General features: G+C 67.8%; 21 protein-coding genes. 14 read left to right on the forward strand and 7 right to left on the reverse strand.

Annotation, left to right across the window (positions count from 1 at the left end; genetic code table 11):
• The 3 genes from thiE to MUB46_RS11530 all read left to right on the forward strand — a co-directional run.
• The coding region (gene thiE, locus MUB46_RS11520) for a thiamine phosphate synthase (RefSeq protein ID WP_261616066.1) at positions 1-609 on the forward strand (609 nt) is incomplete at its 5' end.
• A complete protein-coding gene (gene thiD / locus MUB46_RS11525; RefSeq protein WP_261616067.1) occupies positions 606-1,427 on the forward strand; it encodes a bifunctional hydroxymethylpyrimidine kinase/phosphomethylpyrimidine kinase in 822 nt (273 codons plus the stop codon). The genes thiE and thiD, both read left to right, overlap by 4 nt.
• Positions 1,424-2,515 (forward strand): TRAP transporter substrate-binding protein, encoded by a 1,092-nt coding sequence (locus MUB46_RS11530; protein WP_261616068.1) that lies wholly within the window; start codon positions 1,424-1,426, stop codon positions 2,513-2,515. Before thiD ends, MUB46_RS11530 begins: the two co-directional genes overlap by 4 nt.
• A gap of 202 nt (positions 2,516-2,717) precedes the next feature.
• Here the strand turns inward: MUB46_RS11530 and MUB46_RS11535 are convergent, their stop codons facing one another.
• Positions 2,718-3,560 (reverse strand): fumarylacetoacetate hydrolase family protein, encoded by an 843-nt coding sequence (locus MUB46_RS11535; RefSeq protein ID WP_261616069.1) that lies wholly within the window; start codon positions 3,558-3,560, stop codon positions 2,718-2,720.
• 152 nt (positions 3,561-3,712) lie between these two features.
• Positions 3,713-5,275, reverse strand: a complete 1,563-nt coding sequence (locus tag MUB46_RS11540; RefSeq protein ID WP_261616070.1) for an oleate hydratase — start codon at positions 5,273-5,275, stop codon at positions 3,713-3,715.
• Between the two features lie 314 nt (positions 5,276-5,589).
• On the opposite strand from MUB46_RS11540, the gene MUB46_RS11545 reads away from it, so the two are divergent.
• Positions 5,590-6,204: a manganese efflux pump MntP gene (locus MUB46_RS11545; protein ID WP_261616071.1), complete on the forward strand. Its 615-nt coding sequence runs from the start codon at positions 5,590-5,592 to the stop codon at positions 6,202-6,204.
• A 21-nt stretch (positions 6,205-6,225) separates the two neighbouring features.
• On the opposite strand, the gene MUB46_RS11550 is transcribed toward MUB46_RS11545, so the two are convergent.
• Positions 6,226-7,005: an SDR family oxidoreductase gene (locus MUB46_RS11550; RefSeq protein WP_261616072.1), complete on the reverse strand. Its 780-nt coding sequence runs from the start codon at positions 7,003-7,005 to the stop codon at positions 6,226-6,228.
• Between the two features lie 208 nt (positions 7,006-7,213).
• On the opposite strand from MUB46_RS11550, the gene MUB46_RS11555 reads away from it, so the two are divergent.
• The 3 genes from MUB46_RS11555 to MUB46_RS11565 all read left to right on the forward strand — a co-directional run bounded on the left by MUB46_RS11555 (position 7,214) and on the right by MUB46_RS11565 (position 10,147).
• A complete protein-coding gene (locus MUB46_RS11555) occupies positions 7,214-8,014 on the forward strand; it encodes a UDP-2,3-diacylglucosamine diphosphatase (protein WP_261616073.1) in 801 nt (266 codons plus the stop codon).
• Between the two features lie 27 nt (positions 8,015-8,041).
• Complete coding sequence (locus tag MUB46_RS11560) at positions 8,042-9,064, forward strand: glycosyltransferase family 4 protein (protein ID WP_261616074.1); 1,023 nt, start codon at positions 8,042-8,044, stop codon at positions 9,062-9,064.
• Between the two features lie 90 nt (positions 9,065-9,154).
• Complete coding sequence (locus MUB46_RS11565; RefSeq protein ID WP_261616075.1) at positions 9,155-10,147, forward strand: threonine ammonia-lyase; 993 nt, start codon at positions 9,155-9,157, stop codon at positions 10,145-10,147.
• Positions 10,148-10,172: 25 nt separating this feature from the next.
• On the opposite strand, the gene MUB46_RS11570 is transcribed toward MUB46_RS11565, so the two are convergent.
• The gene (locus MUB46_RS11570) at positions 10,173-11,336 is read right to left on the reverse strand and encodes a hypothetical protein (protein WP_261616076.1); all 1,164 of its coding nucleotides are present in this window, start codon (positions 11,334-11,336) and stop codon (positions 10,173-10,175) included.
• Between the two features lie 2 nt (positions 11,337-11,338).
• Between MUB46_RS11570 and MUB46_RS11575 the strand changes: the two genes are divergently transcribed.
• The gene (locus MUB46_RS11575; protein ID WP_261616077.1) at positions 11,339-12,523 is read left to right on the forward strand and encodes an MFS transporter; all 1,185 of its coding nucleotides are present in this window, start codon (positions 11,339-11,341) and stop codon (positions 12,521-12,523) included.
• A gap of 258 nt (positions 12,524-12,781) precedes the next feature.
• Here the strand turns inward: MUB46_RS11575 and dgcA are convergent, their stop codons facing one another.
• Complete coding sequence (gene dgcA, locus MUB46_RS11580; protein WP_261616078.1) at positions 12,782-13,765, reverse strand: N-acetyl-D-Glu racemase DgcA; 984 nt, start codon at positions 13,763-13,765, stop codon at positions 12,782-12,784.
• On the reverse strand, positions 13,762-14,775 hold the full coding sequence (gene dgcN, locus MUB46_RS11585) for an N-acetyltransferase DgcN (protein ID WP_261616079.1): 1,014 nt from the start codon (positions 14,773-14,775) through the stop codon (positions 13,762-13,764). The genes dgcA and dgcN overlap by 4 nt, the downstream gene beginning before the upstream one ends.
• Positions 14,776-14,943: 168 nt before the next feature.
• Between dgcN and MUB46_RS11590 the strand changes: the two genes are divergently transcribed.
• The 6 genes from MUB46_RS11590 to cydB all read left to right on the forward strand — a co-directional run bounded on the left by MUB46_RS11590 (position 14,944) and on the right by cydB (position 21,400).
• On the forward strand, positions 14,944-16,080 hold the full coding sequence (locus tag MUB46_RS11590) for an ABC transporter permease (protein ID WP_261616080.1): 1,137 nt from the start codon (positions 14,944-14,946) through the stop codon (positions 16,078-16,080).
• Complete coding sequence (locus MUB46_RS11595) at positions 16,080-16,904, forward strand: ABC transporter ATP-binding protein (protein ID WP_261616081.1); 825 nt, start codon at positions 16,080-16,082, stop codon at positions 16,902-16,904. Before MUB46_RS11590 ends, MUB46_RS11595 begins: the two co-directional genes overlap by 1 nt.
• A gap of 8 nt (positions 16,905-16,912) precedes the next feature.
• Positions 16,913-18,241 carry an MlaD family protein gene (locus tag MUB46_RS11600; protein ID WP_261616082.1) on the forward strand — a complete coding sequence of 443 codons (1,329 nt, stop codon included), beginning with the start codon at positions 16,913-16,915 and terminating at the stop codon, positions 18,239-18,241.
• Positions 18,242-18,329: 88 nt separating this feature from the next.
• Positions 18,330-18,884 (forward strand): ABC-type transport auxiliary lipoprotein family protein, encoded by a 555-nt coding sequence (locus MUB46_RS11605; protein WP_261616083.1) that lies wholly within the window; start codon positions 18,330-18,332, stop codon positions 18,882-18,884.
• A gap of 92 nt (positions 18,885-18,976) precedes the next feature.
• Positions 18,977-20,383: a cytochrome ubiquinol oxidase subunit I gene (locus tag MUB46_RS11610; RefSeq protein ID WP_261616084.1), complete on the forward strand. Its 1,407-nt coding sequence runs from the start codon at positions 18,977-18,979 to the stop codon at positions 20,381-20,383.
• Complete coding sequence (cydB, locus tag MUB46_RS11615) at positions 20,384-21,400, forward strand: cytochrome d ubiquinol oxidase subunit II (RefSeq protein ID WP_261616085.1); 1,017 nt, start codon at positions 20,384-20,386, stop codon at positions 21,398-21,400.
• 48 nt (positions 21,401-21,448) lie between these two features.
• Here cydB and MUB46_RS11620 read toward each other — a convergent pair whose 3' ends face one another.
• Positions 21,449-22,342 carry a hydrogen peroxide-inducible genes activator gene (locus MUB46_RS11620; protein ID WP_261616086.1) on the reverse strand — a complete coding sequence of 298 codons (894 nt, stop codon included), beginning with the start codon at positions 22,340-22,342 and terminating at the stop codon, positions 21,449-21,451.
• Between the last annotated feature and the right edge of the window lie 126 nt (positions 22,343-22,468).

Raw genomic sequence — 22,468 nt, forward strand, 5'->3', positions numbered from 1 at the left:
CGCGATCTCGCCGGCCTGGCCGCCGCCGCGGCCAGCGGCGGCACGACGCTGATCCAGCTCCGCGACAAGACCGGATCGACACGGGATTTCGTGGCGGAGGCGCGGGCGATCCATGCCGCCCTGCGCGGCTCCGGCGTGCCGCTTTTGATCAACGACCGGGTCGACGTGGCGCTGGCGGCCGAAGCCGAGGGCGTGCATCTGGGCCAGGACGACATGGACGCGCGCGACGCCCGCCGCCAGCTCGGCCCCAACGCGATCATCGGGCTCACGATCAAGAACGCGGCGCATGTCGATGCCGCGCCGATGGGGGCGATCGACTACGTCGCCATCGGCGGCGTGTTCGAGACCGAGAGCAAGGACAATCCCGATCCGCCGGTCGGCATCGACGGGCTCAAGGCGCTCGTGGCGCGCGTGCGCGCCCGCAAGGCCGACATGCCGGTGTGCGCCATCGCCGGCATCACCGAAGAGCGCATTCCCCCGGTGATCGCGGCCGGGGCAGACGGCGTGGCGATCATCTCGGCGATCTTCATGGCCGACGATCCGGACGCGGCCGCGCGCGCCCTGCGCGCCACGGTCGATACGGCGATTTCAGCGAGGCAAACGACATGACGGCGATCGCGGTCACCATCGCGGGCTCGGATTCGGGCGGCGGCGCCGGCATCCAGGCCGATCTCAAGACCTTCTCCGCGCTCGGCGTCTACGGCGCCTCGGTGATCGCGGCGCTGACCGCGCAGAACACGCGCGGGGTGACGGGCATCCACGACGTGCCGCCGGAATTCGTGCGCGCGCAGATCGACGCGGTTTTCTCCGACCTCGCCGTCGACGCGGTGAAGATCGGCATGCTGAGCCAGCCCGACACGATCCGCGCCGTCGCCGAAGGGCTCGCCGCCCACAACGTCGAGACCATCGTGCTCGATCCGGTGATGGTGGCCCAGAGCGGCGACGTGCTGTTGCGCGAGGAGGCGATCGCCGTCCTGCGTGCCGACCTGGTGCCGATGGCGCTCGTCGTCACGCCCAACCTGCCCGAGGCGGCCAGGCTGCTCGACTGCGAAGAGGCGGCCACCGAGGACGAGATGCGCGACCAGGGCGCGCGCCTGCTCGGGCTCGGACCGAAGGCCGTGCTGATGAAGGGCGGGCATGGCACCGGCGCGGAGTCGGTCGACCTGCTGGTGACGGCCGCGGGCGTCACGCGTCTGGCTGCGCCGCGCATTGCCACCGAGAACACGCACGGCACGGGCTGCACGCTGTCGTCGGCCATCGCCGCCGGCCTTGCCCGCGGCCTGACGCTGGAACACGCCGTCGAGGGGGCGAAGGCCTATCTGACGGACGCGCTCAGGGCGGCGGACCGGATCTCCATCGGCCACGGCCACGGGCCGGTCCACCACTTCCATGCCGTGTGGGGCGCCAGGACTGGAGTGCAACCATGACGAAACAGACCCTTACGCGCCGCCAGGCGCTCGGCGCGGCGGGGGCGGCCACCGCCGGCGCCGCCGTCACGCTTTCGACGCCCGCCCTCTCGCAGGGGCTGGTCAAATGGAAGATGGCGACCTCCTGGCCGGCGAACCTGCCGGGGCCGGGCGTCAGCGCGGCGCGCCTTGCCGAGCGGATCGCGCGCCTGAGCGGCGGGCGACTGACCGTCGACCTCTTCGCCGCGGGCGAGTTGGTGCCGGCCTTCGGCGTGTTCGACGCGGTGTCGCAGGGTGCCGCCGAGATGGGCCACACCGCCGCGTTCTTCTGGCAGGGCAAGGTGCCCGGCGCGGTGTTCTTCACCACCGTGCCGTTCGGCCTGACGCCGCCGGAGCACGTCGCCTGGGTCGAACACGGCGGCGGGCAGGCGCTGTGGGACGAGCTCTACGCGCCGTTCGGGGTGAAGCCGTTCATGGCCGGCAACACCGGGTTCCAGATGGGCGGCTGGTTCAAGCGGCCGGTGAAGACGCTCGACGATCTCGCCGGCCTCAACATCCGGGCGGCCGGCCTGGGAGGCGAGGTGTTCCGGCGGCTGAAGATGAACGCGGTGGCGATCCCGCCCGGGGAGATCTTCGGCGCGCTGGAATCGGGCGTCGTCGACGCGGTCGAGTTCCTCGGGCCGTTCTCCGATGTCGCGCTGGGCTTCGACCGGGTCGCGCCGTACTACCTGTGGCCGAGCTTCAACAAGCCGAACGGCACGGGCGAGGCGCTGGTCTCGACGAAAGCGCTCGGCAAGCTGGATCCGGACCTGCGCGCGATCGTCGCCACGGCCTGCGCGGCGGAGGCGTCGGCGGGGCTGGCGGAAGCCGACTGGATGAACGGCGCCGCGGTCCGGAAACTGCGCAAGACCGATCACGTCCGGTTCACGCGCTGGTCGCCCGTGGTGATCGAGGCGGCGAAGAAGGCGGCCACGGCCGTCGTGGCCGATCTGGCCGCGCAATCGCCGCAGACCGCGAAGATCGCCGAGTCCTATGCCTCGGCGGTGACGCAGCTCGGCGGATGGTCGGAACTGTCGACCGGGCCGTATCTGACGGGCCGGGTGGCGTAGGCGACGCGTCCCGCTCGCCACCCCTCGCCGCGGACTTTCGCTGCGGGGGGGGGGGCGGAGAGCCGCTTTCCTGAGCGGCACGGTGGAGCCGCAAGCCCGCCCCATCCCGTCATTGCCGGGCGTGACCCGGCAATCTCGGGCGTGTGGCACGAGATGCCCGGGTCGAGCCCGGGCATGACGTGGAGGGGCCGGAGCCCGTCGATTAGGCGGCAACAACCTTCTGGCGCTGCTGGCCGAGGCCCTCGACGGTGAGGACCATCTCGTCGCCGGCCTTCAGGAAGACCGGCGGCTTCATGCCCATGCCGACGCCGGGCGGGGTGCCGGTGGTGATGATGTCGCCGGGCACCAGCTTCATGAAGCGCGAGATGTAGGCGATCAGCTCGACGACGCCGAAGATCATGGTCTCGGTCGAGCCGGTCTGCATGCGATTGCCGTTGAGGTCGAGGGTCATCGCCAGTGCCTGCGGGTCGGCGATCTCGTCGCCGGTCACCAGCCAGGGGCCGACCGGACCGTAGGTCGGGCCGCTCTTGCCCTTGACCCACTGGCCGGTGCTCTCGATCTGCCAGAAGCGCTCGGAGACGTCGTTGCAGATGCAGTAGCCGGCGATGTGGTCGAGGGCCTTCTCGGCGGGCACGTTGAAGGCCTCGGTGCCGATGACGAAGGCGAGCTCGACCTCCCAGTCCGACTTGGCCGAGTCCTTCAGCAGCACGACGTCGTCGTCGGGGCCGCTGATCGAGGTCGGCGCCTTGTTGAACAGGATCGGCTCCTTGGGGATCGGCATGCCGGATTCGGCGGCGTGGTCGGCGTAGTTCAGGCCGACGGCCAGGAAGTTGTAAGGCATCGGCACGCAGGAGCCGAGGCGCGCGCCGGCGGGCGCGGCGGGCAGCGTCGTCGGGTCGATGGCGCGCAGGCGGTCGAGCCCGGCGGGCGACAGCACGGCGCCGGAAATGTCGTCGACCACCGAAGACAGGTCGCGGATCGAGCCGTCGGCGGCGACGATACCGGGCTTTTCGCTGCCCGAGGGGCCGAAGCGGACGAGTTTCATAGGTGTATTCCTCTTAAGACGTGGTCTTTTGTGAAAATCGGGCCGGATCATCGGTGATCGGCCGCCCCGCCGCAAGCAGCAGGTCGGCGTTCCGGCCCGCTAACGTGCCCTTGCGTCGGAAAATGTGCTTTTCGCTGCCGGTACAGGCGGCGTCAGGACAGAACGCCGATCACCCGTTCGAGCACGGCCGGGTCGTGATGGGCCTGGTAGATCGGCGGCGGCCTGTCATCGAGACGCAGCAGGGTCGCGACCGCGAGCCTGGCGGAGCGCACCGCGTATTCCATGGTGAAGGCGGCCTCGTCGGGGATCTCGCAGAACTGCCCGATGAAGCCGAAATTCGTCGATCCTTCGGGAACGACGTCCGGCCGGTCGCCACGCGCGCGCGCCATCCAGACGCTGCCGGCATAGGGCAGGAGGCAGGGAATGCAGGTCGAGGTACCGACGATCGTCTCGACGTGATCGCCGAAGCCGGCGTGGCGCAGCGTCTCCTCGAGGATCTCGGCGCCGTTGCAGGCCGTCATCGGCTTCTCGACGAAATCTCCCACCCTGTCCGGGTAGAGCGCGTAGCCCCACCAGGCCATGACGTCGGCGGGCTGGTTCAGGAATTCGGGCTGGTGGAAGATCGCCACCGTGATCAGCCAGTTGGAGTCCTTGAACGTCAGCAGGCCGCCGCGCCCGGGCTCGCTGCCGGTCAGCGCCGTCATCAGCTCGAAGAACGTCGCATCCCTGGTGGTGACCGTGTAGGTGAACCACTTGGTGTCGGGCACGTGCGCCGCGCCGAAGAAGGTCTGCGGCCGGCCGAACGCCGGGCGGCCGAGCGCCAGCCGTTTCCACAGCGCCCAGTAGTCGTCGGCGAGCGCCAGTTCGGGCGGTCGCGACATGGAGCCGACGGCCATGTCGGAGACCTGCGATCCGTTGGTCACCAGGACCAGGTCGTCCTCGCCGATCTCGACCTTCAGATCCTTGCCGTCGTGGCGGTATTCCAGCCAGTTGGCGGTGATCTCGGCCGGCGACGACTTGAACTCGACGTCCGTCACCGTCGCGCCGGTGAGAAAGGTCACGCCCTGTTTCTTCAGCCAGTCGGTGATGGGACCGATGATCGCGTCGTACTGGTTGAACCGCGTCCGCAGGATGGTCTTCATCGTCGACAGTTCCGGCAGGATGTGCAGGAAGCGGTACATGAACCGCCTGAACTCGATCGCGCTGTGCTGCGGCAGCGCGTTCATCAGGGTCGTCCAGAGGATCCAGAACTCGGTGTCGAAGAAGTCGTCGGTGAAGAAATCCGAGACCGACTTGCCGTCCAGGAACTGCTCGGGCGTCAGTGCGAGCTTGAGCATATCGGCCCGGTTGCGGACGCTGAGGCCGAATCGGTCGGAATGAACGACGGCCCCGTCGCGGTCGATGATGCGCAGGCGGTCGTCGTACCCGTGGCGTTCGTTGAACTCCAGGATCTCGTCCTCGATGGACCGCTGCGGGTCGCTGGCGGAGGGGACCAGGGAGAACAGCTCGAAGGCGCAGCGGTATTCCCGTTCGAAGACGCGGCCGGTCGGCAGCACGTAGCCCGTGCCCGGCCCGCCGGACATCGCCATGGCGCCGCCCAGCGACGGGCCGGCTTCGTAGACGGTGATGTTGTTGGCGAGGCAGCCGCCGTCCTTGATGAGATAGGCGGCCGCGGCGAGCGAGGCGATGCCGCTGCCGACAAGGTGCGCCTTCATCGTCGCCCTCCCATCGAATCGCGGGATAAACCCAAACGTCGCCGTAACGACGGTCGGGAAAGCGCCGCCCGGCGTTATTCAATCGGTTAAACAGTAGCACCGGAGCGACGGTGCGCAAGCGGCGGTCCCTGCACCGATTCGGGCACCGATCCGGACAGCGATCCGGGCAGGGCGCTTCCGATCGGCGGTCACCGTTTGAATGAGACTAAGTCTTAATAGCTAAGATATTGTTTTGGTTGACGTTTTCGGAAATTTTCCTATGTGTGCGGGAGCCATCGCCGCGGCCCGCCACCCATCACCCTCCGGAGCTTTCCATGTCCCCGATCTCCATCGGCATACTCGCCATCGGGATGTCCATCGACGCCTTCGTCGCGAGCCTCGGGCAGGGGGCGGCGCCAGGCGCGGCGTGGGGCGTCCGGTCCGGGTGGGCGCGCGTTCTGCGCACCAGCGCGATCTTCGGAGCCGTGGAAGCGGTCGCGCCGTTGATCGGCTGGGTCCTCGGCGTGGCCGCCCACCGGCATATCAGCGCGATCGATCACTGGGTCGCGTTCGGCCTGCTGGCCGGCGTGGGCGGGCGGATGATAGTCCACGCCCTCGCGCGGCCGGCCGCCGCGTCAGACGCCGCGTCAGACGCTGGGCCAGGCGCCGGGCCATCCGGCCTGCCGGAGCGGACCGGATGGACCGTGTTCGCGACCGCCGTGGGCACCTCCATCGATGCGATGGCGGTGGGGGTGTCGCTGGCCTTTCTGGAGGTGCAGATCGTCGTCGTGGTGATCGCCGTCGGCCTTACGACGATGGCGATGACCGCCATCGGGACCTATGCGGGCAGCTTCCTCGGCCAGCGCGTCGGCAAAGCCGCCGAGGTCGTCGGCGGCATCGCCCTGATCGCTATCGGCGGGGTGATCCTGGCAGATCACCTCGCGGCCTGATTGACGCGGGACCCCGCGCCGTTACCACGTTCCGTCGAAAAAGCCGCCGTCGAGCAGGATGTTGCGGCCGGTCATGTAGCCGGCGTGGACCGAGCACAGGAACGCGCAGGTCTGCCCGAACTCGGCGGGATCGCCGAAGCGGCCGGCGGGAATCGTCGCCATGCGCTGGGCGGCGATCTCGTCGACCGTCTTGCCCGCCGCGGTGGCGCGCGGGCCGTGGGTGGCGCGCAGGCGGTCGGTGTCGAACATGCCCGGCAGCAGGTTGTTGATGGTGACGCCGCGGTCGGCGACCTTGCGCGCGACGCCGGAGACGAAGGCGGTGAGGCCGGCGCGGGCGCCGCTCGACAGATCGAGGCCGGGAATCGGGGCCAGCACCGAGGACGAGGTGATGTTGACGATGCGCCCGAAGCCGCGCTCGGCCATCGGATCGATCACCTTCTGAATCAGCTCGATCGGCGTGACCATGTTCATGACCGTGCCCTTCAGCATCGCCTCGCGGTCGAGCTCGCGGAAATCCTTCAGGGGCGGGCCGCCATTGTTGTTGACCAGGATGTCGGGATCCGCGCAGGCGGCGAGCAGGGCCGCCTGGGTTTCGGGCAGGCTGACGTCGCCGGCCACCGGGACCACCTTGGCGCCGGTGGCTTGCGCGATCTCGCCGGCGACGCGCTCGAGACGGTCGCGATCGACACCGTTTATGACGACCTCGCATCCCGCTTCCGCCAGCGCCTCGGCGCAGGCGCGTCCGAGACCCCGGCTCGAGGCACAGACGATGGCGCGCTTACCCGCAATACCCAGATCCATTCCGTTTCCCTTCCTGTTGCTTGCACCCAGGGGTTTACGGCCAAGTCGGAGGCGGTCGCAAGGGGCGGAAGCGGTGCGCGGCGGATTTCACGGGATCCGGATTTCCGCTATATTGCGAACCTGTGACGCCCCGTCATAATCGTGCCAAGTGAATCATATTAATGATGCCACAAGCGCGTGGGGCGACGAGAACGGGGCGAGTATTACCGTGAGCCGGCAGCTCAAGGCCAGGACCTACCGGAGCCTATTCATCTCTGACCTGCACCTGGGAACCAAGGGTTTCCAAGCCGAACTGTTTCTCGATTTCCTCAAGCACCACGACGCCGAGACGATCTATCTGGTCGGCGATATCATCGATTTCTGGCGCCTGAAGCGCACCTGGTACTGGCCGCAGCAGCACAACGACGTCATTCAGAAGCTGCTGCGCAAGGGCCGCAAGGGCACCCGGCTTGTCTATGTGCCCGGCAACCACGACGAATTCCTGCGCGAATATATCGGCACCCGTTTCGGCGGCATCGAGGTGATGCGCCGGGCCATCCACACGACCGCCAACGACGAGAAGCTGCTGGTCATCCATGGCGACGAATTCGACGTGGTGGTCCGCTATGCCCGCTGGCTGGCGATGCTCGGCGATGTCGGCTACGCCTTCGCGCTGACCTGCAACACCCATTTCAATTACGTGCGCCGGAAACTCGGCTTCCCGTACTGGTCGCTGTCGGCCTGGCTGAAGCTGAAGGTGAAGAACGCCGTCAACTTCATCGGCGAATTCGAGCAGGCGCTGGCGGCGGAAGCCGCGAGCATCGACGTTCACGGCGTCGTCTGCGGCCACATACATCATCCCGCCGACCGCATGATGGACGGCGTGCGCTACCTCAACTGCGGCGACTGGGTGGAGAGCTGCACGGCGCTCGCCGAGCGCGAGGACGGCACCCTGGAGATCATCCACTGGCCGGTCGTTCTCGGCACCATGACAGCCGCCGAGCTCGGCCCCGAGCAGGCGGCGGCCTGAGGTATGGTCCATGCTGTGGCGTCATCCATGAAACGTCTCGTTCTCGCCACCGATGCCTGGCATCCGCAGGTCAACGGCGTGGTCCGGGTGCTCGACCGGCTGCGCCGGGAGACGCCGGCCTTCGGGCTGGAGATCGAGGTCGTTTCGCCGGAGGGCTTCCCGACCTTGCCGCTGCCGACCTACAGCGAGATCAAGCTGGCGCTGTGCGCGCCCGGCGAGGTCGGCCGCCGGATCGCGGCGGCGGATGCCGACTACGTCCATATTCCCACCGAAGGGCCGATCGGCATTGCGGCGCGGCGCTGGTGCCGGCGTGAGGGTATCGGCTTCACGACGAGTTTCCACACCCGGTTTCCCGAATATCTGGCCCGGCGCCTGCCGGTGTCGCCCGATCTCGCCTATGCGTGGCTACGCCGCTTCCACAATGCCGGCCTGGCGACGCTGGTCTCCACGCCGCGACTGGCCGACGAGCTCAAGGGGCGCGGCTTCACCAAGACGGCGATCTGGCCGCGCGCCATCGATACCGACGTCTTCTGCCCCGGCGAGCCGGCGCGGCTCGGTTTCCCCGGACCGATCTTCCTGTATGTCGGCCGTCTCGCGGTGGAAAAGACCATCGACAAATTCCTCGAGCTCGATCTTCCGGGCACCAAGGTGGTCGTCGGCGACGGGCCGCAGCGCGCCGAGCTGGAGCGACGCTATCCGGACGCGAAGTTTCTCGGCGTGCATCTCGGCGAGGATCTGGTGAAGCTCTACCGGGCCGCCGACGTGTTCGTGTTCCCGAGCCGGACCGACACGCTCGGCCTCGTCTCCATCGAGGCGATGGGGTGCGGCGTGCCGGTCGCCGCCTTCCCGGTTCTGGGGCCGATCGACGTGATCGGCGAGTCCGGGGCGGGTGTCCTGGACGAGGATCTCAGGGCCGCCGCCCTTGCCGCGCTCGATATCCCGCGCGAGGCGTGCCGGGCGCGCGCGCTCCAGTTCAACTGGAAAACGAGCGCGGCGGCCTTCGTCGACCGGATCGAGGCCGCCAACGGGTCGCTGGCCGAGGCGTGCTGAGGGGGCGTGCTGAGGGGGGTGCTGAGGCGGCTTGCCGCCGGCGCAGGTTGGTGTAGGCTCCCGCTCGGGGCCTGCACGGAGCCATAGGCCATGAACCCGGGCATCACATCGATACCGTCCTTCGACGATCTCCAGGCCGCCGCCGAGCGGCTTGCGGGCGTTGCCGTCAAGACGCCGCTGATCCGCTCGCCGGTGCTCGACGCACTGACCGGCGGAACGGTGCTGCTGAAGCCGGAAACGCTGCAGCGGACGGGATCGTTCAAGTTTCGCGGCGCCTATAACGCCATTGCCGGCCTCGACAGCGCGCAGCGCGAGCAGGGCATCGTCACGTGCTCGTCGGGCAACCACGCGCAGGGCGTCGCCGCCGCGGCCGCCCTGTTCGGGGTGCCGGCGACGATCATCATGCCGGAGGACGCGCCGCGCCTGAAACGCGAACGCACCGAGTCCTACGGCGCGCGCGTCGTGCCCTACGACCGGGCGACGGGCGACCGCGACGCGATCGCCGCCGACGTGGTGGCGGAGACCGGCGGCGTGTTCGTCGCGCCCTATGACGACGCCGGCGTGATCTGCGGGCAGGGGACCACCGGCATCGAGATCGTCGGCCAGGCCGGCGAGATGGGCTTCGAGCCGGACACCGTCCTCGTTCCCTGCGGCGGCGGCGGCCTGACGGCGGGCGTGTCGCTGGCGGTGAAGAGCCTGTCGCCGTCGACGTCCGTGATCACCGTGGAGCCGGAAGGGTTCGACGACCACGCCCGCTCGTTCCGGTCGGGCCATCGCGAACGCAACCCGGAGAAATCCGGCTCGATCTGCGATTCGCTGCTCGCCAACCAGCCCGGCGCGCTGACCTTCGAGGTCAACCGGTCACGCGTTGCCGGCGGTCTCGCGGTCAGCGACGAGGAGGCGCTGGCGGCGGTGGCCTTCGCCTGGCGCGAACTGAAGCTGGTGGTGGAACCGGGCGGCGCGGTGGCGCTCGCCGCCGTCCTGTCGGGCAAGGTCGAGACGAAGGGCAGGACGATCGCAGTCGTGCTGTCCGGCGGCAACGCCGATCCGACCGTGTTCGCCCGCGCCGTCGGCGTTTCGTGAGCACGGGGCCGAAAGCCAGCACGCCCTAGCTGAACAGGATCATCTTCTGATCGAAGGTCAGGCCGGCCAGGTCGGCCGGCGGCTCGCCGGGCCCGTGCGCCTTGGCGGCGGGCTGAGCGGGTATCGTCTGGACGTTGTTGGTATCGGGGTCTGCTGCGGGGCCGGCATCGGTGGCGGCTCCGGCCGGCGCGCCGTGTCGGCCATCGCCCGATTCCGGCAATGTGGGGTCTTCCGCGTCGGGGGGCATGACGGCAGGGGTTTCCGGAGCGGAGCCTGCGGTCGCGGACGTTTCGCCCGGATCCGCGCCGCCTGCCGGCGCGACCGGATCGGTTTCGTCGAACGCCAGGTCGCCGGCTTGCCCGGCCATCGTGCCGACTGGATGCTCCCGCGGCTGTACGGGGTCTTCCAGGTCGTCGTCGCCGTGCCATTCGACCTCGGTCACATCGACGATCTCGATATCCTCGAAATCCTCCAGGAAGCGGCCGACGGCCGGGTCCTCGGCGAAGATGTCGGGCGTTTCCGGTTCTACCTGCGGTTCGGCTTGCGCGGAGACCGTATCGAGGAGGGCGGCGATCCCGATGTCGAGCTGGCGCAGGGCGCGTCCCATCGCATCCATGCCCTTGAACGCGACGGTGGCGTTGCGGGCGGCGGCCTGGATATCGACGGCGTGGCGGTCGATCCTGTCGCAAAGCTCGGCGGAAACCTGCCTTTCGCGAAGGTTCCAGACGGCTTCCTGGATGCGCTCGGCGGCCTCGTGCGCCAGCAGGGCCGCCGCTTTGCCACTCTCGGACTCGCTCGCGAAGTCGACGGCGTCTGCGCTGCGGCGCAGCGCGCCGTCTTCGTTGTAGCGCGGCACTGCCGCGATCTCGATACGGGCGCGGCGAAGGGTGTCCTTGAGGGCTTCGAGGTCCCGTGCGATCGCGTCAGACTCTGACGCCGGCGCGTGGGCGGACACTTGCGCCGCCGGACGGGCGATGGATTTTTCCAGGCGCTGCAGCGCGGAGAGGAGCGCGCGGGTGTCGGCGGTGCGGTTGCGGCGGGCATATTCGTCGAGGAACCAGCGCCCGCGCGCGGTTTCGGTCACCGCGGCGAGAATTGCCTCGTAGTCCGGATCCAGCACGTGGGCTATATCCCGTCCCGCGCCCGAACTGGCGGCCGGCACGGCCGGCTTGTCATCGGATGTCGTCATGGATGGCTGCCCGCGGTGTCGTTGTCATGGACCGGAAGCGCTTCACCTGGAGCTTGTCGCTCTACTACACGACCCTGTTTCTGATACTCGGCCTACAACTGCCCTATTTGCCGCTGTGGATCGAATCACGCGGCCTTTCAGCCACGCAGATTAGCGTGATTCTCGCGATTCCCATGGCCGTTCGTCTCGGCGCGACGCCGGCGATGACATATCTCGCCGATCGGCTGCCGGCGCGGCGGACCGCAATCGCGCTGTTCTCGCTTGCCACCGCCGTCGTCTATTTCGGCTATCACCTCGCCAACACGTTCTGGTCCATCGCGCTGGTGACGGCGCTGGTCTCGATCTTCCTCAACCCGCTGACGCCGATTACCGAGGCGACCGCCATGCGCGGCGCCCGGTTCTACGCGGTCGACTACGGTCGGATCAGACTGTGGGGCTCGCTGTCCTTCATCGCCGCCAATATCGTCGGCGGCGCCATCGTCGCGCGCGCCGGCGGGCCGGGGGCGCTCGTCGCGATCAATGTCGCCGCCGTGCTGACCGCGATCGCCGCTCTGGCGTTGCCGTCCAGGGATCATTCCTCGGAACCACCTGGGGAACGCGTCCGCGCGACGCGGCCCCCGATCTCGGAGCTCTACGGATTGCTGCGCCAGCCCGCCTTCGCCGGGGTTCTGGTCGGATCCGGTCTGATCCAGGCGAGCCACGCCTTCTACTACGCGTTCGGCTCGATAAGCTGGGTCGCGGAGGGCATTCCGGCGTCCACCGTCGGCCTGTTATGGGCGGTCGGTGTCCTGGTCGAGGTCGGCCTCTTCGCCGCGTCGGGGCGCGTGCTCGCGGTGCTCGGCGTGCGCGGCCTGTTCGCGCTCGGGGTCGGCGCGGCGCTGGTGCGCTGGACGCTGATGGCCTGGGTCTGGCCGATCGCCGCCTATTTCCCGATCCAGATGCTGCACGCGCTGACCTTCGGGGCAACGCATCTGGCCACGATGAACTATCTGACCGAGACCGCGCCCGAGCGCCATTCGAGCGGCGCGCAGGGGCTGTATTTCACCGTCTACGGCCTGATGACCGGGCTGGTGACGCTGATCGCCGGTCCGCTCTACCGTAGCTACGGCGTGGGCGGCTACGCGGCGATGGCCATCATGGCCGCGTTTGGCGGGATCGTCCTGGTCCTGTCGCTGAGGCGGCGGTGAGCGCGCGCGGGGCCGGGGCTTGGGCGAGCGGCTCCCGGGGGGAGGGGCTGGGGTGTTTAAGCGCCAGCAGGCATTTTGGTCGGTCAGCCGACCCGGACCGCCTTTCCGGCGCTCGGCTTTGGGCCTCGCGCGTTCGGGGCTTGAAACGCGATGCGTTTCATCCGCTAAAGCGGACCGCCTTTCCGGCGCTCGGCTTTGAGCCTCGCGCGTTCGGGGCTCGAAACGCGATGCGTTTCGTCCGCTAACGCGGACCGCCCCTCACCCCCACAGGCCCGGCTCGGGCGGGAAAACCTCGCTGCCCTCGTAGCGCAGGCCGGGCTGGCGGTCGCGGGCGAGCAGGAGCGGGCCGTCGAGATCGACCCATTCTGCGTCCTGGGCGATGAGCATCGCCGGCGCCATGGCGAGCGACGTCGCCAACATGCAGCCGACCATGACCTTGATGCCGTCCTGGCGGGCGGCCTTCGACAGGGCCAGCGCCTCCGTCAGGCCGCCGGTCTTGTCGAGCTTGATGTTGATCGCGTCATAGCGCGCCGACAGTCCGGTCAGGCTGGCGCGGTCATGGATGCTCTCGTCGGCGCAGACGGTGATCGGCCGGTGGATGTTGGCCAGCACCTCGTCGGCATCCGCGGGAAGCGGCTGTTCCACCAGCTCGACGCCGGCGTCGGCGCAGGCCGCCAGCAGCGTCTCGATATCGGCCGGAGACCAGCCTTCGTTGGCGTCGACGATCACACGCGCGTTCGGCGCGCCCTCGCGCACGGCGGCGATCCGTTCGGCATCGCCGTCACCCCCCAGCTTGACCTTGAGCAGCTGGCGATGGGCGGCTTTCCGCGCGGCCTCGCGCATCGCGTCCGGGGTGCCGAGGCTCAGCGTATAGGCGGTCACCAGCGGCTTCGGCACGGAAAGGCCGGCGAGTTCGCGAACGCTCCTGCCCTTTTCCTTGGCTTCCAGGTCCCAGAGAGCGCAATCGAGCGCATTGCGGGCCGCTCCGGCCGGCAGGAGCGTCGCCAGCTCCTCGCGGCTCAGGCCGTGGGCGACCTTGTCGGCAAGGCCGGCGATCTCGTTACGGATGCCCTCGACGGTTTCGCCGTAGCGGGCATAGGGCACGCACTCGCCGCGGCCGAGATGGGCGCCGGTGCGGATCTCGGCGACCACGACGGTCGCCTCGGTCTTGGTGCCGCGGGAAATCGTGAAACCGCCGGCGATCGGCCAGGATTCGACGGAGACGGTGAGGTCGCCCTTCATTGCGCGTGGAACTCCCTGATCACGCGTTCGACGATGCCCTCGACGCCGAAGCGCACGGGATCGGTCGTCGGCACGCCGTGTTCGATCGCGATCTCCTTGCAGAGGGCCTTGGCCTCGGCCTCGTCGAGCTTCTCGGTGTTGATCGCGATCCCGACGCAGATGATCGCCGGATTGGTCAACTTGCCGCAATAGACGGTGGCGTCGATGACCTCGCGGATCGTCGGGATCGGGTGCTGGACGTTGCGCATCTGCGTGCGGGTCGGTTCGTGGCAGACGACGAAGGCGTCCGGCTGGGCGCCGTGCAGCAGGCCGAGGCTGACGCCGGCAAACGAGGGATGGAACAGCGAGCCCTGGCCCTCGACGACGTCCCAGTGATCGGGCTCGTTGGCGGGCGTCAGCCATTCGGCGGCGCCGGAGATGAAGTCGGCCACCACCGCGTCGACGGAAACGCCGCGGCCCGAGATGAAGATGCCGGTCTGGCCGGTGGCGCGGAAGTCGGCGTTGAGGCCGCGCCCGCGCATGCCCTTCTCGAGCGCCAGCGCGGCGTATTTCTTGCCGACCGAGCAGTCGGTTCCAACCGTCAGGAGCCGCATGCCGGGGCGCTTGGTACCCTTGCCGGTGGCGAACCGCTGGGCCGTGTGGCGCACGTCGAAGAGCTGGCGGCCGTTGCGCGCGGCCGCTTCGGCGATCGCCTCGACCTCGCCGAGTCGCATGTGCAGGCCGCTGGCCACGTCCATGCCGGCATCGAGCGCGGCGACGATCGTCTCGATCCAGTGGTCGGGCAGGACGCCGCCGGGATTGACGACGCCGATGATCATGGTCTTCGCGCCGGCCGCGACGGCGCCCTGGATATCGGTCTCCGGCAGTTCCGCATCCGCGTTGCAGCCGGGTAGGCGTAGCTGGCCGACACACCAGTCGCGGCGCCAGTCGACGATGCCATAGGCGGTCTTGGCGGCCAGATCATCGTGGACGTCGCCGAGGAACAGCAGGTAGGGACGCGCGATTTCCATGCTATTTAGGTCCTGAAGGCTGAAGAATCGTTTCGCTTACGGGTCGCTTACGGGGATCGCTGCCGGGGGGTTGCTGCCAGGGACAGCGGACATCAAGATGCGCCGTATTATGGAAGGCCAGCGGGCTGACGCAAGCGTCCGCTCGCAGAGGGTGGGCAATCTGACGACATGGACCAGCGTCCGTCGATAATCGTTACGGGGTCCGGCGATTCGCTCGTTTTTTCCGCGGCGGGCAACTGGACCGTCGTCGAGTCGGAGAGGCTCGACGGCGAGATCAGCCAGGCCGCGAAACTGCCCGCCGGCGTGCGGCGGGTCTCGATCGACCTGTCCGGAATCGACCGGTTCGATACCGCCGGCGCGTGGCTTATCCACCGCACCGCCCGCGCCCTGATGGGCGCCGGCATCGAGGTCGCCTATACCGGCGTCGGGCCTTCGCGCGAGATCCTGATCGGGGAGGTCGAGAAGGCCGAGCACAAGCCGGTGCCGCCGCGCGAACGGCCGCCGATGGTGCTGCAGCTGGTCCGCGACACCGGCGAGGCGGTGATCGAATCCGGACGCGATCTCACCAGGCTGACGGAACTGCTCGGCGCCTCCATGGTCATCATGCTGGGCTTCCTGGTTCGCCCCTGGCGGTTCCGACTGACCTCGATCACCTACCATCTGGAATACATGGGCGTGCGCGCGGTGCCGATCATCGCGCTGATCTCGTTCCTAATCGGCGGCATCATCGAACAGCAGGGCGCCTATCAGCTGCGGCAGTTCGGCGCCGAGATCCTGTCGATCGACCTGGCCGGCATCCTGGTGTTGCGCGAGATCGGCCTGCTGCTCACCGCGATCATGGTGGCGGGCCGGACGGGCAGCGCGATCACCGCCGAAATCGGCTCGATGAAGATGCGCGAGGAAATCGACGCGCTGAAGACGCTGGCGCTCGATCCCGTCGAGGTGCTGATCGTGCCGCGGCTGATCGCCCTGGTGATGGCGTTGCCGCTCCTGACCTTCGTCGCCGACATATCGGCGCTGACGGGGGCGGGGCTCGTCGCCTGGATCTATATCGACATGCCGCCGGCCAGCTTCATCCCGTATCTGCGCAGCGCGGTGGAGATAAACACCTTCATGGTCGGCCTGATCAAGGCGCCGTTCATGGCGCTGGTGATCGGCATGATCGCCTGCCTGGAAGGCCTGCAGGTGAAGGGCAGCGCCGAATCGCTGGGTCGCCAGACGACGGCGTCGGTGGTGAAGGCGATCTTCATGGTCATCGTGCTCGATGGCATGTTCGCCATGTTCTTCGCGGCGATCGACTACTGATGGCCGAGGTGGAACACATGGAGCGGCCGGTTGCGGACGGATCCGGGAAAGCTGGAGACGTGATCATCCGCGCGCGCGGGCTCACCGTCGGCTTCGGCGAGTCGAACATCCTGGATGGACTCGATATCGACATCTATCGCGGCGAGGTCCTCGGCGTCGTCGGCGGATCGGGCACTGGCAAGTCTGTGCTGCTGCGCACGCTGGTCGGACTGCTGCCGCGTCGCGCCGGCGCCGTCGAGATGTTCGGCGTGGACATCGACACGGCGAGCCGGGAGGAACAGCGCGCCGTCGAGCGGCGCTGGGGCATCCTGTTCCAGCAGGGCGCGCTGTTTTCGTCGCTGACCGTGAAACAGAACATCCAGGTGCCGATGCGCGAGCATCTGCACCTGCCGCAATCGCTGATGGACGAGCTGGCCGAGCTGAAGATCGGAATGGTGGGCCTGCGGCCGGACGCGGCCGACAAGTATCCCTCCGAGCTGTCGGGCGGCATGATCAAGCGCGCCGCGCTCGCCCGCGCCCTGGCGCTCGATCCCGATCTCGTCTTCCTGGACGAACCGACTTCGGGTCTCGATCCGATCGGCGCGGCGGAATTCGACGACCTGATCTCGAAACTGCGCGACACTTTAGGTCTGACGGTTTTCATGGTAACCCACGATCTCGACAGCCTGTTTTCGATCTGCGATCGGGTTGCGGCCCTCGGCAACAAGCGCATTCTGGTGGCCGGGGACCTGAAGACGGTCATCGAGAATCCGGATCCCTGGATTCAGGAGTATTTCCGCGGCAAGCGGGCGCGCGGCGTTGCCGCCCGCATCAGTCGGAGTTAGCGGCGGGTATGGAAATCCGATCCAGCCCACTTATCGTCGGTTTCTTCACGCTCGCGGTGATCGCGGGCGCGTTCGGATTCGTCTACTGGATCGGGGCCTTCGGCGAATCCTCGGGGCGCGTCCAGTACCGCGTCGTCTTCTCCGACGAGGTGACCGGCCTGAACAAGGGCAGCTCCGTCCTCTACAACGGCATCAAGATCGGCGATGTGGTCCGCCTGTCGGTGGCGGCCGACGATCCGGCGCAGGTCGTGGCGCTGATCCAGATCGATCCGAGCTATCCGATCAACGTCGACACCACGGCGCAGCTGCAGTTCACCGGCATCACCGGCGTCGGCTTCATCCAGCTCAAGACCAGCAAGGCCGACGCGCGGCCGCTCAGGGACGCTTGGGGCGAATCCGAAGATCCGCCGATCATCTATGCCGAGAAATCGACCTTCCAGGACTTGATGGAAGGGGCGAAGTCGCTGCTGACCAAGGCCGACTCGGTGGCGACCCGCATCGATTCGCTGATCGCCAACAACGAGACCGCCGTCACCAACACGATCCGCAACATCCAGACGTTCTCGGACGCACTGGCGCAGAATTCGGACAAGGTGGCGAGCTTCATCGAGGACGCCAGCGGGGCGGCCAAGCGGATCAACGAGGTCGGCGCCCGCATCGAGGTGCTGGCCGACAACCTCAACACGGTGGTCGAGGCGATCGAGCCGGACGAGGTGCGGGCGATCGTCGGCGACGTGCGCACCTTCGCCGACGCGCTCGCGGCCAATTCCGACAAGGTGACCGTCCTTGCGGAGAACGCGGGCCAGGCGGCGGAACGAATCAACAAGTTCACCGAGCAGCTCAGCGGCGTCGCCGAGGACGTGAAGAAGGTGGTCGCCGCCGTCGACCCGGCGGCGATCTCACGCACGGTCGAGAATTTCGACAAGGTGACAGCCACGATCGCCGGCAAGGACAAGGAAATTTCGCAGTTCATCGACGACGCCACCGCCACGGCGGCGGAGTTCCGCAAGGCCTCGGCGCGGCTCGATGGGCTTCTGGCCAAGTTCGACGGCATGCTCGGCGACGAGAAGGGCCAGAGCATGATCGGCAACATCAACGAGGCGGCGAAATCGTTCCGCCAGCTCGCCGACAACCTCAATTCGCGGCTCGATACGATCACTGCGGACGTACAGCGCTACGGCGTCGGCGGGTTGAAGGATTTCCAGGCGTTCATGGCCGAGGGGCGGCGGACGATGTCGAACATCGATCGGGCGTTGTCCAATCTCGAGCAGAATCCGGCCGGTTTTCTGACTGGACGTTCGGCGGTGCCCGAATACAATCCGGGCCGGCGTTTCTAGTGTTTGATCCGACGAAGCAGCCGGACAGGGAAGCAGGGGGCAGGGGGATTTCGTGCTGAGGGCGTGGCGACAAGGTGTCGTACTGGCGATGGCTGCCTTGGTCGGCGGCTGCGCGCTCGCGGCGAAACCCGCGCCGGCCACCTACGATCTGACAGCGCCGACCCGCTTTCCCGCCAATATCGGGTCGACGTCGGTGCAGTTCGCGGTCACCGAGCCGACCGTCGTCGGGGCGCTGGACAGCGAGCGGATCGTCGTCAGGCCGGCGCCGACGCAGATCACCTATCTCGGCAAGGCCCAGTGGAGCGACCGGGCCCCTAAACTGGTCCAGGCGCGGCTGATCGACGCCTTCCAGAACACCGACAGGGTCCGCTCGGTCGGCGTTCCCGGCAGCGCCGTAGTCAGCGATGTCGGCCTGGTCACCGATCTGCGCGATTTCCATGTCGACGCGGAAACCAACACGGCGGTCGTGGCGATCAACGTGCGGATCGTCGGGGACCAGTCGGGCCGCGTCGTCGCATCGAAGACCTTCGAGGCGCGCCAGCCGGTAGCGGACGGCTCGGTGGAGAGCATGGTCGCGGCCATGAACGACGCGTTCGAAACCGTCGCCACCGACATCGTCATGTGGACGCTTGCGAAGATCTGACGCGGCAGGCCGCGTCCCCGTCATCTGAAATTCACCGTCTCGCGTGCTAAACTTTCGGCCGAATCGCCGAAAGCTCCGCGAGGTACTCCGCAATGGATTTCGACCCGGTTTTACTCGCGCGGATCCAGTTCGGGTTCACCGTCGCGTTTCACATCATTTTCCCCAGTTTCACCATCGGGCTTTCGGCCTGGATCGCCACGCTGCTGGTGGTGTGGCGGCGCACGGGCGAGGAACGCTATCGCGAACTCGCCCGTTTCTGGACCAAGGTGTTCGCGGTCTCGTTCGCCATGGGCGTCGTCTCCGGGCTGGTGCTGTCCTACCAGTTCGGCACCAACTGGAGCCGGTTCTCCGACGTCGTCGGCAACGTGGTCGCGCCGCTGATCGGCTACGAGGTACTGACCGCCTTCTTCCTGGAGGCGACCTTCCTCGGGATCATGCTGTTCGGCTGGAACCGCGTGCCGCCCTGGCTGCATGTCTTATCCGCCGTGTGCGTCGCCGTGGGAACCTCGATCTCGGCGTTCTGGATCCTGTCGGCCAACAGCTGGATGCAGTTTCCCACCGGTCACGTCATCCGCGATGGCATCGCCTATCCGGAGGACTGGCTGAAGATCGTCTTCTCGCCGACCTTCCCGCTGCGTCTGGCCCATATGCTGATCGCCGCCTATCTCACGACCTCGTTCGTGGTGCTGGCGATCGGGGCGCGCTACCTGCTGATGGGCAAGCACAAGCCCTATGCCGGCATCATGCTGAAGATGGGGCTCGGCATGGCGATCGTGCTGGCGCCGCTGCAGGCCTTCGTCGGCGACATGAGCGGCCTGTCGGTGCGCGACCACCAGCCCGCCAAGCTCGCCGCGATCGAGGCGCATTGGGAGGCGGATGCCCCCGGGCCGGTGCCGCTGATCCTGTTCGCCTGGCCCGACGAGGCGCTGGAGAAGAACGACTTCGAGATCGCCATCCCCTATCTCGGCAGCCTGATCGTCACCCATTCGCTGAGCGGCTCCTATCCGGGCCTGAAGGCGTTCCCGCCGGAGGACCGGCCGCCGCTGTGGGGGCCGTTCTTCGGCTTCCGGATCATGGTGGGCCTCGGGTTCCTGATGATCTTCGTCGCCTGGACGGGCGGAATCCTGTGGTGGCGGGGGCGTCTCGAGACCAACCGGACCTTCCTCAGGATCGCCTCCTGGATGTGGCCGGCGGGCTTCATCGCGGTGCTGTCGGGATGGATCGTCACCGAGGTGGGCCGGCAGCCGTGGGTGGCCACCGGAATCCTCAGGACGGCCGACGCGGCGTCTCCGGTCTCCGCGGGCGTGGTGCTGACCAGCCTGATCCTGTTCGTGGTGGTCTACGGCGTCGTGTTCTCGTTCGGCATCTACTACATGAACCGGCTGCTGGTGCGCGGTCCCGTCGACCTGTCGCGGGAGGACGAGGAGGCCGGGCCGAGCCGGACGCTGGCGGCGGTCGGCCCCGGCGGCCGAGAGGCCTATGGCGGCGGGAGACCCTAGATGGACCTGACCTTCGACTACTATCTCCCGGTCATCTGGGCCGGCCTGATCGCCACCGCCGTCGCCATGTACGTCATCCTAGACGGCTTCGATCTGGGGGTCGGGATCCTGTTTCCCTTCGCCCGAAAGGAAGCCGAGCGCGACCAGATGATGAATTCCATCGCGCCGTTCTGGGACGGTAACGAGACCTGGCTGATTCTCGGCGGCGGCGGCCTGTGGGTGGCGTTCCCCAAGGCCTATTCCATCATCATGCCGGCGCTCTACCTGCCGGTCATCGTCATGCTGCTGGCATTGATATTCAGAGGGGTGTCGTTCGAGTTCCGCTTCGTGTCCAAGCCCAGGCACGGACACTGGGACTTCGCGTTCGCGGCCGGCTCGACGGTGGCGGCCTTCTGCCAGGGGCTGATCCTCGGCGGGCTGATCCAGGGCATCACGGTCGAGAACGGGGCCTTCGCCGGTGGTGCGTTCGACTGGCTGACCCCGTTCTCGCTGATGTGCGGCATCGGTCTGGTTTGCGGCTACGCGCTGCTGGGCGCGACATGGCTGATCATGCGCACCGAGGGCGAGGTCGCCGAGCGCGGCCGGCGCCAGGCGCGCACGATCCTGCTGATCGTGCTGGCGTTCATCGCGCTTGTGAGCCTGTGGACGCCGTACGCCATCGACCGGATCGGCGAGCGCTGGTTCTCCACGCCGAACATCTACTATCTGTGGCCGGTGCCGCTCGTGACGGCCGGGCTGGCGCTGCTGCTCTGGACCGCGCTCGAGCGCAACCACACCGCGACGCCGTTCCTGGCGACGCTCGGCCTGTTCCTGCTGTCGTATCTCGGTCTAGCGATCTCGACCTTCCCGCTGATGGTGCCGCCGAGCGTTACCGTCTGGCAGGCGGCGGCCGTGCCGGCGAGCCAGATCTTTACGCTGATCGGGACGATCTTCATGCTGCCGATCATCCTCGCGTACACGGCGTTCGTGTACTGGACGTTCCGCGGCAAGGTGCGTCCCGGAGAAGGCTACCACTGACGCCGCGACGTCCTGGTCTACTGGCAAGCCGGCTTTCGCCGCGTGCCGTCAGGCGGCCGGGGCGAGCTCGCTCAAGGCCTCGCCGATCGCGATAAAGTCCTGCTTGCGGGCGGAGGTGCGCCGCCAGGCCAGCCCGATCTGCCGGCTCGGTTCGGGGGCGCGGAACCGCAATAGCGCGGTCCGATCGTCGCGTATTTCCGCGTCGATGGCCATTTCCGGCAGCAGCGTGGCGCCGAAGCCGTTGGCGACCATCTGGACGATGGTCGTCAGGCTGGTCGCGCCGAGCTCGCCGAGCGTATCGCGATCGGCGGTGCGGCAGACGCTCAGGGCCTGCTCGCGCAGGCAGTGGCCTTCCGAAAGCAGAAGCAGGCGGCGCCCGCTGATACTCGAGATGTCGATGCGCTTTCGCTCGTCCAATGCCTCGTCGGCCTGGGTGACGAGCAGGAAGCGGTCGTCGAACATGTGGAAGGTCTCGATATCCGGCGCGTCGATGGGTGGCGACAGCAGCACGAGATCGAGCACGCCGCGCGACAGGTCGTCCACCACGTCGGCGGTCTGGGCCTCGCGCAATTCCAGCGCGATGTCCGGGAAGCGCGCCCGGATCAGCGGCAGCGCGCGCGGCAGCAGGTAGGGCGCGATCGTGGGAATGACGCCGAATCGCAAGGTGCCGGACAGCGGCTGGTCGGCGTGGCGGGCATAGTCGACCAGATCGTCGGTCGCCCGCAGGATCGACCGGGCGCGCCGGACGATTTCCTCGCCGGCCTCGGTCATGGCGAAGGTGCCGCGGCCGCGCTCGACGAGGACGAGGCCGAGCTCGGCTTCGAGCTCCTTGATCTGCATCGATAACGCCGGCTGGCTGATGTGGCAGGATGCCGCGGCGCGGGCGTAGTTCCGCTCCCGGGCCAGCGCGTCGAGGTACTTGAGCTGCTTCAGGGTCGGCAATATAAGCTCGCCTTATGAAATCGAATGTAAAACTAATTTGCGCTGATTGGCCTCCTGGGTCAATATCAGTTTAGAACGCTTCAAAATCGATGCGGGCGCTCATCGCCGGGGATTCGATCCCGGCGT

The sequence above is a fragment of the Microbaculum marinisediminis genome, from assembly GCF_025397915.1.
Classification (GTDB): Bacteria; Pseudomonadota; Alphaproteobacteria; order Rhizobiales; family Tepidamorphaceae; genus Microbaculum; species Microbaculum marinisediminis.